The organism is Pseudomonas sp. GW821-FHT02A11 (assembly GCF_059421985.1).
This window is the reverse complement of sequence record NZ_JBWKWB010000002.1, coordinates 143145-156166: the sequence shown is the minus strand read 5'-3', so window position 1 is coordinate 156166 and position 13022 is coordinate 143145. Positions and strand designations below refer to the sequence as shown.

General features: G+C 62.4%; 12 protein-coding genes, 1 pseudogene and 1 riboswitch. Of the genes and pseudogenes, 7 read left to right on the top strand and 6 right to left on the bottom strand.

The window, feature by feature from the left end; all coding sequences use genetic code 11:
• Positions 1 to 453: 453 nt before the first annotated feature.
• The 7 genes and pseudogenes from AC07V9_RS03215 to AC07V9_RS03185 all read left to right on the top strand — a co-directional run bounded on the left by AC07V9_RS03215 (position 454) and on the right by AC07V9_RS03185 (position 8446).
• Positions 454 to 1962 carry an NCS1 family nucleobase:cation symporter-1 gene (locus AC07V9_RS03215; RefSeq protein ID WP_495014252.1) on the top strand — a complete coding sequence of 503 codons (1509 nt, stop codon included), beginning with the start codon at positions 454 to 456 and terminating at the stop codon, positions 1960 to 1962.
• Positions 1963 to 1985: 23 nt separating this feature from the next.
• A complete protein-coding gene (locus AC07V9_RS03210) occupies positions 1986 to 2708 on the top strand; it encodes an aspartate/glutamate racemase family protein (RefSeq protein ID WP_495014251.1) in 723 nt (240 codons plus the stop codon).
• Positions 2709 to 2969: 261 nt separating this feature from the next.
• Positions 2970 to 3166, top strand: a riboswitch (cobalamin riboswitch).
• A gap of 136 nt (positions 3167 to 3302) precedes the next feature.
• Positions 3303 to 4322, top strand: coding sequence for an ABC transporter substrate-binding protein (locus AC07V9_RS03205; protein ID WP_495014250.1), 1020 nt, complete (start codon positions 3303 to 3305; stop codon positions 4320 to 4322).
• Positions 4319 to 5359: a FecCD family ABC transporter permease gene (locus AC07V9_RS03200; RefSeq protein ID WP_495014249.1), complete on the top strand. Its 1041-nt coding sequence runs from the start codon at positions 4319 to 4321 to the stop codon at positions 5357 to 5359. Before AC07V9_RS03205 ends, AC07V9_RS03200 begins: the two co-directional genes overlap by 4 nt.
• A complete protein-coding gene (locus tag AC07V9_RS03195; RefSeq protein WP_495014248.1) occupies positions 5356 to 6144 on the top strand; it encodes an ABC transporter ATP-binding protein in 789 nt (262 codons plus the stop codon). Before AC07V9_RS03200 ends, AC07V9_RS03195 begins: the two co-directional genes overlap by 4 nt.
• 355 nt (positions 6145 to 6499) lie before the next feature.
• Positions 6500 to 7588: pseudogene (locus AC07V9_RS03190) on the top strand (HAMP domain-containing protein); the annotation flags it as partial.
• A 90-nt stretch (positions 7589 to 7678) separates the two neighbouring features.
• On the top strand, positions 7679 to 8446 hold the full coding sequence (locus AC07V9_RS03185; protein ID WP_495014567.1) for a methyl-accepting chemotaxis protein: 768 nt from the start codon (positions 7679 to 7681) through the stop codon (positions 8444 to 8446).
• A 174-nt stretch (positions 8447 to 8620) separates the two neighbouring features.
• Here AC07V9_RS03185 and AC07V9_RS03180 read toward each other — a convergent pair whose 3' ends face one another.
• From AC07V9_RS03180 to sctL, 6 genes are all read right to left on the bottom strand, one after another.
• Complete coding sequence (locus AC07V9_RS03180; RefSeq protein WP_495014247.1) at positions 8621 to 8977, bottom strand: type III secretion protein HrpV; 357 nt, start codon at positions 8975 to 8977, stop codon at positions 8621 to 8623.
• A gap of 2 nt (positions 8978 to 8979) precedes the next feature.
• Positions 8980 to 9186, bottom strand: coding sequence for an HrpT family type III secretion system protein (hrpT, locus tag AC07V9_RS03175; RefSeq protein WP_495014246.1), 207 nt, complete (start codon positions 9184 to 9186; stop codon positions 8980 to 8982).
• The gene (gene sctC, locus AC07V9_RS03170; RefSeq protein ID WP_495014245.1) at positions 9183 to 11279 is read right to left on the bottom strand and encodes a type III secretion system outer membrane ring subunit SctC; all 2097 of its coding nucleotides are present in this window, start codon (positions 11277 to 11279) and stop codon (positions 9183 to 9185) included. Before sctC ends, hrpT begins: the two co-directional genes overlap by 4 nt.
• Position 11280: 1 nt before the next feature.
• Entirely contained in the window at positions 11281 to 11712 is a 432-nt protein-coding gene (locus AC07V9_RS03165) for a type III secretion system chaperone (RefSeq protein WP_495014244.1), read from the bottom strand.
• A complete protein-coding gene (locus AC07V9_RS03160; RefSeq protein ID WP_495014243.1) occupies positions 11699 to 11923 on the bottom strand; it encodes a type III secretion protein in 225 nt (74 codons plus the stop codon). The genes AC07V9_RS03165 and AC07V9_RS03160 overlap by 14 nt, the downstream gene beginning before the upstream one ends.
• A gap of 513 nt (positions 11924 to 12436) precedes the next feature.
• On the bottom strand, positions 12437 to 13018 hold the full coding sequence (gene sctL / locus AC07V9_RS03155; protein WP_495014242.1) for a type III secretion system stator protein SctL: 582 nt from the start codon (positions 13016 to 13018) through the stop codon (positions 12437 to 12439).
• Between the last annotated feature and the right edge of the window lie 4 nt (positions 13019 to 13022).

Sequence of the window (13022 nt, the reverse complement as noted above, 5' to 3'; positions counted from 1 at the left end):
AAATTCGGCGTCTACGCGATTTTTCGCGAATGAATTCGCTCCTACAGGGTTCCGTGGCGCCGCCTGCATTGGAGGCAGACGCTGAACCCTCTGTGGGAGACTGACAGACGAAATTCGGCGTCTACGCGATTTTTCGCGAATGAATTCGCTCCAGGGTTCCGTGGCGCCGCCTGCATTGGAGGCAGACGCTGAACCCTCTGTGGGAGCGAATTCATTCGCGATTGGCCGGTGCATCCAGCACATGTTTTTTGGCCGACTCAACGCATCATCGGAATGCCGCGCAAAATAAATTAGCGACCACAGGGCCTGTGTTCTGCACCTGCTATCTGATGAGCCAGGGTGCTAAATCCCCCCCATCTGTAATCTTCGCGTTGACTCAACTGTCATTTCCGTTAGTCTTGCCTGCGCACTGTATACAAAAACAAATACAAATAGCGCCGGAGATTGTTGAACATGCCCGTTGACAACACCCTCGATCCAGCCCTTGCCGCCCGCGCCTCGACTGCCGAACACCCGGCGCTCAGTCCTCGCCTCTACAACACTGACCTCGCCCCCAGCAAAGCGCAAGGCCGAACCTGGGGTGGATACAGTATCTTTGCCCTGTGGACGAATGATGTACACAATCTTGCCAACTATTCCTTTGCCATTGGCCTCTATGCCTTGGGCCTGGGCGGCTGGCAAATCATGCTGTCGCTGGCCATCGGCGCTGCGCTGGTCTACGTATGCATGAACCTCACCGGCGACATGGGCCAGAAGACTGGCGTGCCGTTTCCGGTGATCAGTCGGGTGAGTTTCGGCATTTTCGGCGCACAGATCCCGGCGTTGATTCGCGCAGTGATCGCCATCGCCTGGTTCGGCATCCAGACCTACCTGGCTTCGGTGGTGCTGCGGGTATTGCTCACCGCCCTGGACCCCGCGCTGGACAACTATGACCATGACACCTGGCTGGGCCTGTCGAGCCTGGGCTGGCTGTGTTTCGTCAGCATCTGGCTGGTGCAGTTCGTGATCCTCGCCTACGGCATGGAGATGGTGCGCCGCTACGAAGCCTTCGCAGGCCCGGTGATCCTGCTGACCGTGGCGAGCCTGGCGGTGTGGATGTTCACCCAGGCCCACGGGCAGATTGCCTGGTCGAACAAAACCCCGCTCGAAGGCGTGCAAATGTGGCGCAGCATCTTTGCCGGCAGTACCCTGTGGCTGGCGATCTACGGCACATTGATCCTCAATTTCTGCGATTTCTCTCGCTCCGCCCCGTGCAAGAAAACCATCCGCAAGGGCAATTTCTGGGGTCTGCCGGTCAATGTGCTGCTGTTCGCTTTCATCACCGTGATCATTTGCGGCGCGCAGTTCTCGATCAACGGCCAGATCATCCAGAGCCCCACCGACATCATCAAGACCATCCCCAACACCTTCTTCCTGGTACTGGGCTGCCTGGCCTTTCTGATCGTCACCGTGGCGGTGAACATCATGGCCAACTTCGTCGCCCCGGCCTTCGTGCTCAGCAGCCTGGCGCCGCGCTACCTGACTTTCCGTCGTGCAGGGATGCTCAGTGCGACCGTCGCGGTCCTGATCCTGCCGTGGAATCTGTACAACAGCCCGGTGGTGATCGTGTATTTTCTGTCGGGTCTGGGCGCCCTGCTCGGCCCGCTGTACGGCGTGATCACCGCCGATTACTGGTTGCTGCGCAAGGGCCGGGTCGATGTGCCGCAGCTGTACAGCGAAGACCCGCGCGGCCCGTATCACTATTCGCGCGGGGTCAACCTGCGGGCGGTCGGGGCGTTCATCCCGGCGGCGCTGATTTCCATCATCACGGCGCTGGTGCCGGCCTTCGACTCGGTATCGCCGTTTTCCTGGCTGATGGGCGCGGCCATTGGCGCAGCGTTGTACCTGCTGCTGGCCGACCGTCGTAAAACCTTCAAGGACGTCAGTGGCGAGGCCATTGCCGTGCAAACCGTTCAGCACTGATCGCAAGCGAGAGACCGTCACCCATGCGTATTTTGATCGTCAACGTGAACACCACCCAATCGATGACCCAGACCATCGCCGAGCAGGCGCGCAGCGTCGCCTCCCCCGGCACCGAGATCATCGGGCTGACCCCGCGTTTCGGCGCCGAGTCGGTGGAAGGCAATTTCGAGAGCTATCTGGCGGCGATTGCCGTGATGGATCGGGTGCTGTCCTACGATCAGCCCTACGACGCAGTGATTCAGGCCGGCTATGGCGAACACGGCCGCGAAGGCCTGCAGGAGTTGCTGGAAGTGCCGGTGGTGGACATCACTGAAGCCGCTGCCAGCTTGGCGATGCTGCTGGGCCACAAGTACTCCGTGGTGACCACTCTGGATCGTGCTGTGCCCTTGATCGAAGACCGCCTGAAACTCGCGGGCGTGTTCGAACGTTGCGCCTCGGTGCGCGCCAGCGGCATGAGCGTGCTGGAGCTGGAAGAAATGCCTGATCGCGCGCTGGAGGCTATTGCCGACCAAGCGGTTGAAGCGGTCAAGCATGACAAGGCTGAGGTGATCTGCCTGGGTTGCGGCGGCATGGCCGGGCTGGATCAACTGATTCGTGACCGCGCCGGCGTGCCGGTGGTCGATGGCGTGACCGCAGCGGTGGCATTGGCGGAATCGCTGGTGCGGCTGGGGTTGAAGACGTCCAAAGTGCGCACCTACGCGACACCGCGTCCGAAGAAGGTGCTTGGCTGGCCGTTCAGCCTGTGAATCCGGAGCGCACCGAAGACTGATTCTGCCCGGAGGGCGTAGGAGCCTGACTTGTCGGCGATCGGCTGCGCAGCAGTCGTTAAACCTGTCGATGAAGGCTGCCTGGCACACCGCAGCGTCGGGTTTTGCTGCCGCTGCGCGCCAGATCGCTGGCAAGCCAAGCTCCTACGCCTTCGGCAAAAGCGCAGCGGCATTAGCACGTTGAGCCCCCATGCCCTCCGCGCGGAATCGAACGCGAATTCGCCCGCTCTGTTCAAATCGTTTAGTATCCCCGCCGCCGGTTTCCACTCGGAATTAATAGGGAATCCGCGAGCCCGACTCTCTGGGCTCAAACGGAACTGTCCCCGCAACTGTAGGCGCTGAGCCCTGCTTCCCGTTCGCCACTGGGTTACCCCGGGAAGGCCGAAGCACGGCGACGACGCGCCAGTCAGGAGACCTGCCGGCAAGCGTCAATCATTCACCGGCGGGGTGTCCGGGGGAGGGCTCCCGTGCTCACCTGTTCAGCGTGATCGCTGCTTGCCTTTTCGTCAGGCGTGCATCCGGGATGTGCTTTCCAGTGCCCGCGCCGACCTATCGGTCCACTGGAGAAACCCGATGTCGTTGCGCCGCCTTGCCCCGATGTTCGCCGGTCTGAGCCTGTCAGGTGCGGCACTCATGTCCCCCGCCGCTGTCGCCGCCCCGACTCACTACCCGCTGACGATCGACAACTGTGGCGTGCCGCTGACCTTCACCCAGGCGCCGCACAAGACCGTGACCATCGGCCAGGCCGCCACCGAAATGCTCTACGCCCTGGGCCTGAGTGATCAGGTGATCGGCACCTCCTTGTGGTTCAACGAAACCCTGCCGCAATTCAAGGCCGCCAACGCGAAAATCGAGCGGCTGGCCGAGAACGCCCCAAGCTTTGAATCGGTGATCGGCAAACGCCCGGACTTCGTGCCGGTGCAGTTCGAGTGGATGGTCGGCCCGCAAGGCGCGGTGGGCACCCGCCAACAGTTTCAGGACCTGAAGATCCCGGCCTACATCCTGCCTTCGGACTGCGAGAACAAGAACAACCTGGTCGGCGCCGATGGCACGCGGCTTGAGGCCTTTCGCGTCGACACGCTGTACAAGAGCATCGCGCAACTGTCGCAGATCTTCGATGTGCAGGACCGTGGTCAGTGGTTGATCGACGGCTACAAGGCGCGTCTCGCTCAGGCTGTCGAGCAGGCGCAACAGCACGACGCGGGCAAGGTTTCGGCGGCGTTCTGGTTCTCCAGCCCCGACATCAACACCGACCCCTACGTCGCAGGCCGCAAAGGCATACCGAATTTCATGCTCGACACCCTGGGCATTCGAAACATCATCGATTCGGACGAAGAGTGGCCAACCGTGGGCTGGGAAACCATCGCCAAGGCCAACCCGACGATCCTGGTCATCGCGCGCATGGACCGCCGCCGCTTCCCTGCCGACGATCATGAGAAGAAACTGGCCTTCCTCAAATCCGACCCGGTCACCCGCAACATGGACGCCGTGAAAAACAACCGCATCGTGATCATGGACGCCAGCGCCATGGAGTCCAGCGTTCGCCTGTTCGACGGCATCGAGCAGCTGGCCAAGGCCACCCACACACAATGAATGCCCTGAACGTCCCCCGCCTGCTGGGCCACACACTGTGGGTCAGCGCGCTGTTGCTGCTGGCGACTGTCGCGGGGGTGGCGATTGGCGAGACATCGATCAGCCTGCCGGTGATCTTCCAGGTGCTGGCCAACAAGCTGTGGGCGGCGGGGTTTGCGGTCGACCCGATCGATGAAGGCATCGTCTGGAATTACCGCCTGACCCGCTCCATCGTCGCCGCGGCCTGTGGCGCGGGGCTGGCGATTTCCGGGGTGGTGCTGCAATCACTGCTGCGCAACGCTCTGGCCGATCCGTACTTGCTGGGGATTTCCGCCGGGGCTTCCACAGGAGCTGTGCTGGTGGCGATCATTGGCCTGGGCGCCGGGGCGATTTCCCTGTCGACCGGGGCGTTCGTCGGCGCCCTTGCCGCCTTTGCCATGGTCGCCCTGCTCGCCCGTTCGTCTCGCTCGTCGAGTAGCCAGGCCGCGGCAGGCCACATCATTCTGGCGGGCATCGCCGGTTCGCAACTGTTCAACGCGCTGACGTCGTTTCTCATCACCAAATCCGCCAGCGCCGAACAGGCACGCGGCATCATGTTCTGGCTGCTGGGCAACCTGAGTGGCGTGCGTTGGTCGTCGGTGACGCTGTCGGTGCCGGTGGTACTGATCGGGCTGGGCATCTGTCTGTGGCATCGACGTTCGCTGGACGCCTTCACCTTTGGCGCCGATTCCGCCGCCTCGCTGGGCATTCCGGTGCGGCGGGTGCAGACGATACTGATCGCCACCGCAGCGCTGGTCACGGCAGTGATGGTGTCGATTGTCGGCTCCATCGGCTTCGTCGGGCTGGTCATTCCCCACGCCGTGCGCATGGTCGCCGGGGTAAGACATGCGCGCCTGTTGCCGTTGAGTGCATTGAGCGGCGCGCTGTTCATGATCGCCGCCGATATCCTGTCGCGCATTTTGATCAAGGGCCAGGTCCTGCCCATTGGCGTCATCACCGCGCTGGTCGGCGCGCCAGTGTTTGCCCTGATTCTGGTGCGGGGGAACCGTACGCGATGAACGCTTCTGTCGATCAGGCGACTCACGTGCTTAGCGGGCAAAACCTGAGCTACAGCGTCAAAGGCGCGCAGCTGCTGACGGACGTGTCGCTGGCGATTCGGCCGGGGGAAAACCTGGGCATCGTCGGGCCCAATGGCTCGGGCAAATCGACGCTGCTCAAGCTGCTGGCTGGCATTCAGGCGCCGACGTCGGGTGAGGTGTTTGTGCAGGGTGAGCGCCTGTCGAGGATCCGCCGTCGCGACATCGCCCGGCGCCTTGCCGTGGTCGAGCAGCACGCCGAAACCAGCGACGCCATCAGCCTGTTGCAGGCGGTGGAACTGGGCCGTACTCCTTGGCTCTCTGTCCTGGCGCCGTGGAGCGATGAAGACCAGCGCATCGTCAGCCAGGCGATTGCCGATGTCAGCCTGCAGCACCTGAGGCAGCGCGCCTGGCACACGTTGTCCGGCGGCGAACGCCAGCGCGCCCACATTGCCCGGGCCCTGGCCCAGCGCCCGCAAATCCTGCTGCTGGACGAGCCGACCAACCATCTGGACATTCAGCAGCAGCTGTCCATTCTGTCGCTGGTGCATCAGTTGCCGGTGACCACGGTGATCGCCCTGCACGACCTCAATCAGGCACTGGCCTGTGATCGTCTGGCAGTGATGGACCACGGCCGGCTGGTGGCCCTGGGATCGCCGTTCGATGTGCTCACGCCGGAGCGCTTGCGCCTCACCTTCGGCGTCCAGGGGCATTGGCTGACAGACCCGTTCGATGGCGCGCGCATTCTGCGGTTGCGCACAGCCTGATCAGGACGCTGACTCCCCAACGACGCGAAACCTGTAGTAGCTTCAGGAGGTTACGATGGTGGCGATGGCGACATACCTGACACTCCATCGCCAGTAGCTCCACCGCTTTCGCGGCCGTCGTAACCTCCGACTGCTCCTACAGGTATTTTTGTCAGGGCCGATATCTGCGTCGTTCACGCCGTGTGCAGGTGAATCATTTAAGCGCCTTCGGGCTTTCTCAAGAAATCCATCCAGCTGCCGATAGTGGCATACCATCAGACGGACTTGCCTTTCCCATCGCACGGTCCTGATCGATCCGCTGCCTGCGTGCAGCACCTGTTTCACGCGTGATCTACAAAAAAAATCAGGAGCGCCGATGAACATCAAACAGAAACTCACCTGGGCCTTTGCGGTGATCGCGTGTCTGCCGATCATCCTCGTGGCAACGCTGGTCATTATCAATCTTCGTCAGGACGCCGAAAGCGACTTCGTCGACAGCAGCGGCCGGGAGATTCGCCAGGTCGCCAATGCCATGCAGCTGTTCTTCGAGGGCATCAGCCAGAACGTCGACTACCTGGCAGCGCACCCGCTGGTCACCGGCACCGGCGAAGGCGTGAAGAGCTACATGACCGCCCAGGCCCCGGAAATTCCGCACTCCGCTCTCGACAACCAACTGTTCGACTTCTTCGCCAGCATCGCCAAGAGCCATCCGGCCTACTCCTATGTGTCCTACGGCCTGGCCAACGGTACCTACGCGTTCTGGCCGGGCGACCCGAAAATGGCGAGTTACGACCCACGCCAGCGCCCCTGGTACAAGACCGCCCAGGCCAACCCCGGCAAGACCCTGCGCACCGAAGCCTATTACTGGGCCGGTGACGACGCGGTGCTGGTGAGTACCGTGCGCGCAGTCAATAACGCGCTGGGCAACGCCGGCGGCGTGGTCAACATCGACGTATCCCTCAAGCAGCTGACCACCATCGTCAAGCAGATCAAGCTGGGCGAAAGCGGTTACCTGATGCTCATCGAAAACAACGGCACGGTACTGGTCGATCCCAAGCAGCCGGAACACAACTTCAAGAAGCTCGGCGAGCTGGGCGAGGGTTTCAGCCAACTGGCCAAGGCAGGGCCTGGGCTGATCAAGGTCGATATCAATGGCGAGCATTTGATGGCCAACGTGTTCCCGTCCGACCAACTGGGCTGGAGCTTCATCGGCCTGATCAAACAGGACGAGGTGATGAGTTCGGCCACCCGCCTGACCTGGCTGATTGCAGTGATCGCAGCGGTACTGGCCGTGGTGTTCGCCATCATCGGCGCCAGCTTCGCCACGCTGATCGTGCGGCCGATCCGTGGCGTAGCCGATGGCCTGGAGGGCATTGCTCAGGGCGAAGGCGACTTGACCAAGAGTCTGGCGGTGCGCGGCAAGGATGAAACCGCGCAACTGGCCAACTGGTTCAACCAGTTCCTGGCAGCGATTCGTGGCCTGATTCAGCACATCAGTCAGGCAGCGACGCGCATTCTCGACAGCTCCGCCAGCTCCACCCGCGTCTCCAACGACATGGCCGAAGCCGCCGGGCGTCAGCGTGAGGCGGTGGACATGGTCTCCACGGCGTTCCACGAGATGGTCGCCACCGCCAACGAAGTCGCCCGCTCCTGCAGCCAGGCGGCTGAGTCGGCCGACAGCGGCCAGCGTCAGGCCCGTGAAGGTCAGCGCCAGATTGACGATGCGGTGCACAGTGTCGATCAACTGAGCGCGGAGATCTCCCGCTCAGCCAAGGACATGACCCAGTTGGAAAAAGACAGCAACGACATCCAGTCGATCCTCGACACGATCCGTTCCATCGCCGAACAGACCAACCTGCTGGCCCTCAACGCCGCCATCGAAGCGGCCCGTGCCGGTGAGCAAGGCCGCGGTTTTGCTGTGGTGGCCGATGAAGTCCGGGCGCTGGCCAAACGTACCGCAGATTCAACCGCCGAGATCGATTCGCTGCTGGGCAACCTGGCCAAACGCACGGCCTCGGTCGCGCAGCAGATGCACGCCAGCCTCGATGTGTCGCAGCAATCGGTGGCGAAGATCGGTCAGGCCCGCAGCAGCTTCGGGCAGATTCGCGAGTCGGTGGACGTGATCCGCGACATGAACACCCAGATCGCCACAGCCGCCGAACAGCAGCATCAGGTGGCCGAGGACATCAACCGCCACATCAGCCAGATCCACGGCGACGCACAATTGGTTGCAGAGCTGGCGGACTCGGCGCGGGGGGATTCCAGCCACCTGGCGGCGTTGTCCAATGAACTGGACGGGCTGGTGCGTCGGTTCAGGACCTGATCCAAGGTTACACCGCCGCCGATGAACACCTGTGGGAGCGAATTCATTCGCGATGGCCGGGACAGACGATAGAAATGTGTCGCCCGCAACGCCCTCTCGCGAATGAATTCGCACACAGTGGATTTTGCGTCTGGACGACTGTCTCACCGACGCCACCGCCGGCACGCCGTGCTGCTACAGGTCGTTGTTCAAGTGATCCAGCCCCGCCAGCATCAACTCATGCTGGCGAATGCTGTCCAGGCTCGCGGACGACTCCGAAGCCCCAGGCACCGCGTGCCACACCACGAAATCCCGCTGCACGTCGAGAAACAGAAAGTACTCGTCGAACACCTCTGCCTGTGAAAACCTGCGCTGCAGCGCATCGCGCAATTGCTCGGGGCGCAGGGCGCGGCCTTCGATGTGCAGGGCGATGCCCCAGTCACGGTGTTCGCGTCGGCTGACAAAGGCGACCCCGGTTGCCACTGGCCAGATCGCCGCGCGCTCGGCCGCGACGTGGGCGTAGAACGCCGTTTTTTCCGATACCCGAATCATGCTCAATCCTTCAGTGGCACTACGGTGAAATCCTGTTCATGATCGCGCTCGTCGATCCCCTGGCGCATGTCCTGCGGCCACCAGATCACCAGTTCGCGGTCATTGGAATCCGGGCGTTTGCAGGCGTAGCCCGAGCAACCGGAATGAATCGCGCAGCCGCCCAGCGTGGCGAACAGCACAAGCAAGATGACGTAACCGCGCAGGTTCATCGCGTGGACCCCTTGAGCAATGAAGGTCGATTCTGGTTGGCTTTGGTCGAGACCTGAGGCTGACGCAAGGCAATGTAGATTTCGCTTTCGGCACCCGGCTGCAACCAGGCGTGAGGCCAGGCGCTGACGCCCATCACCCAGCGCCCGCCGCAACGGCTTTCGTCGATGCGCACCGGTTTGCCAGTGGTGTTGCGCGCGACCACCACGGCGATGCCCCAGTCCTTTTTCGCGAACCACTGCGAGCGCTGACGATCCAGCTCAAGTCCCACTCCCGGGTCGCAGAGGCTGTCGGGCTCGAAGGGCAGCTTCTCGCCACTGCTCAAGCCCACCGGCGCGACGCCATCGAGCAGTTGCGTGAAGGCGTTCTGCACGTCGCCACGGGTCGGCTCCTCGCCGCCATCGCGACGCTGCTCGATGCGTTTCATCTGGTCATCGACGTCGTGAGGGTTGCTGATCTCGACGTAACGCGACGGATTGACCTGATCGCCAATCAAACGCGGAGTCAGGATGAACAGCCGCTCACGCTGATTCATCTCGCGGGTGCGATTCTGGAACAGCAGCTTGCCGATCACCGGAATGTCCCCCAGCAGCGGGATCTTGTTGACCTTGTCATTGGTCTCCAAACCGTGGAAACCGCCGATCACCAGCGAGCCATGCTCGGCGATCACCGCCTGGGTGCTGACATTGCCTTTGCGCACGGCAGGCTGGTCCTCGTTGATGTTGGAGGTATCGATCTGGCCGTCCTCGATATCGACGATCAGCTGCACCTGGGAAGTCTTGCCCTTCTCCAGGGAACGCGGAATCACCTGCAGGCTGGTCCCCGCCGTGATCGGCTGAATGTCGGCGACGCGCTCGGAGGTGGCGGTGAGGAATTCCGTGCGGCTGAAGTCGATCACCGCCGGCTGGTTTTCCAGGGTCAGGATCGACGGGTTACCGATCACCGACGCTGCGCCATTGCCTTCCAGGGCATGCAGGTCGGCGGCGAACTTCCCGGCGTCCTGGATGAACAGCGTGGAGCTGGTGCCCTGGGAGAACAGATTGGCGCCGCCACTGACGCTGCCGGCGTTGAAATTCCAGCGACTGGACAGCTCGGCCAGTTCGTTGCGGTCGATGTCGAGAATCACCGCGTCGATCTCGATCAGGTTGCGTGGGGTGTCGAGTTCTTTCACCAGCTTCTGGTACATGGCCTTGCGCTTGGGCAGGTCGTAAATCAGCACCGAGTTGTTGCGCACGTCAGCACTGACGCGAATTTTCGAGCGGCCCGACGCACTGGAAGAGCCAATGCCGCGCTTGCCGCCGGAGCCGAGCACGCGGTCCAGACCTTGCTCCAGGGCGTTGGTGTCGAAACCGCCGCCCTCAAGGCCGCCATAATTCAGGCCTGAGGAATTGCTGCCGGACCGAGCACTGCTGCCCTGCCCCTGCAACAGGTTCACGCCATTGATCGACTCGCCGCGGGAGCGGCTTTCCAGCAGCTCCTGCAGAATGCTGGCGACACCGGCCACGGTCAGTTGCTGATCACGATAGCGAATGGTGCGGTCGGCAGCGTTGGCGTATTTCAGCGGCAGGACCACGATGTCCTGCTTCTCGGCTTTTTCCGGGGCCTCGACCTTCTTGCTGTAATTGCGCACGAAATCCACGTACTTGGCCGGGCCACGCACCAGCACCACACCTTCGTCGGGCAAGGCGCCCCAGCCGAAGCGCTTGTCCAGCAACCCGACATCTGAGAGCGCCTGTTGCAGGTCATCCACCGCTTCCGGGGAGACTTCGATGCGCGCCGAGGTTTGCTCGCTGGTCGGGCTAACGTACAGGGTTTCGTTGTAGACGAACCACTGGAAGTGGTGTTCCTGGCCCAGACGGTCGAGGAATTCCTGCGGGTTCTGCGCGCGGATGCGGCCGTCGAGGGTGCCCGTAATCGGCGCCATGTCCAGGCCGATGCCGAACTCTTTGGCGAAATCCTTGAGCGCGGTGGCCAGGTCGGTTTGCCGTGCATCGTAGGCGTACGCCGTGTGTTTCCAGGCATCGGGTACCGCCGCCAGCGTGGGCGCTGCGATCCCGATCATCAGCAAAGGCAACCACATTAAGGCCTTGCGCATTTCACACTCCCGGTTGCCAGGTATTGAGGGTTGCGCGAGGCGACGACGGGGCCGTGGCGTGGCGCATGGAGGTTTGCATCAGGCTGAGCATGGCCGCGCGCTGGTTGGCCAGCTGTTCGAGGCGGTTGAGCACGTCGGCCTGAGTGCAGGGGTCGGGCAGCCAGCTGAGCAGCACGACGCAGCGGGTGTCCGGGTCGATCGCCAGGGCCCCTGCGCAATCGCAGGCCACACTGGCGCCACCCTGGGCGAGCAACCTGTCGAGGCGTTGCGGGTCGCTGCCGTCATAAGGGTCGAGCAGGTCGAGGCTGATGCGCACGCCCTGCCCGAGCACGGCCAGACGGGCATTGGCATCGTCGATCCAGCAGTCCAGCGGTGTGAGCGGACGCTGCTCACACCACTGAGCGAGGATCGCCGTGAATTCACTGAATTCCATCGATGATCGCTTTGGTGATGCCGTGTTTGGCGCGCAGCCCTTCATTGAGGATCATGTTGGCGACGTTGGTCTGTTGCGACGCATCGTTGAACGCCTGCAGGTCTTCCATGGTGCCGCTGTCCGAGGCAGTTTCGGCGGCATCTTCCATGTCGCTCTGGGCGCGGCTGTAGGCGTGATCGAGGTGGTTTTGCAGGGATTTGAAACTGATCATGGGGGCGACTCCAGCGTTAGGGTTCAGTCCGTGAGTGGAAGTCGCGGCGGTTCTGGTTCCCTGTCGAGTCGCAAAAATGAATCACCCTGTGGGAGCGAATTTATTCGCGAGACTTTGGTACAGGCGACAGGAATGGGTCGAAAGTACCGACCAATCGCGAATGAATTCGCTCCCACAGAAACCCCCAGTCGCGCCGAAGCGCAAGGCCAGACGCGAATTCAACTGTAGGAGCGAATTTATTCGCGAGACTTTGGTACAGGCGACAGAAATGGGTCGAATGTACCGACCAATCGCGAATGAATTCGCTCCCACAGAAACCCCCAGTCGCGCCGAAGCGCAAGGCCAGATCCGGATTCAGCTGTGGGAGCGAATTTATTCGCGATGCGGTGTTACTGCAGACAGTCATGTGTCGGGTGTACGGGCCAATCGCGAACGAATTCGCTCCCACAAAAACCCCCAGTCGCGCCGAAGTGCAAGGCCAGACGCGGATTCAACTGTGGAGGAACGCGGCTACTAACATGTGGCGTCAGGGCCCAACAGGCCCCGGCGCAGCGCTGACCAGTCGATGTCGAACGCGCCGTTGTCATCGGAAAGACGCAGGGTTTGGGGCGCCATGAGCGGGTCTCCCTTGAGCTGCCAGTGCTCGGCGAACCGGCTCGCGACCAGCCACTGCTTCAGGTCATCGAGCAGGTCGGGATGGGCGCTGAGGATCGCCACGGCCTCGAAGCGCTGACTGTCAGCCAGATTACGCACCAGAGCGCGGGTGCGTTCGGCCAGGGTGGTTTCGTCGAGCAGGCGCGCGAGGGTGCTGTTGAGCAGCGCTTCCACGGCGTTCATCGCTTCACGCTGCAAGGTTTGGCGTTGCTGTTCGAGGCGGTCCAGCGTCTGGTTGGCGGCGTGCCAGAACTGCGCCAGGGCGTGCTCCTTTTCGCGCTGCGCCTGTTGATGGGCCTCATCGAGGATATGCTCGGCCTCACGCCGAGCGTTGCGCAGCACATCAGAAGCAAGCTGCATGTCGGCGATGTCTTCGCGGCGCAGGAGGGTTTCGGCCAGCACCGCGGAAGACGCCAGGTTGAGGCTGCGTTTGGCGAGCATGTCA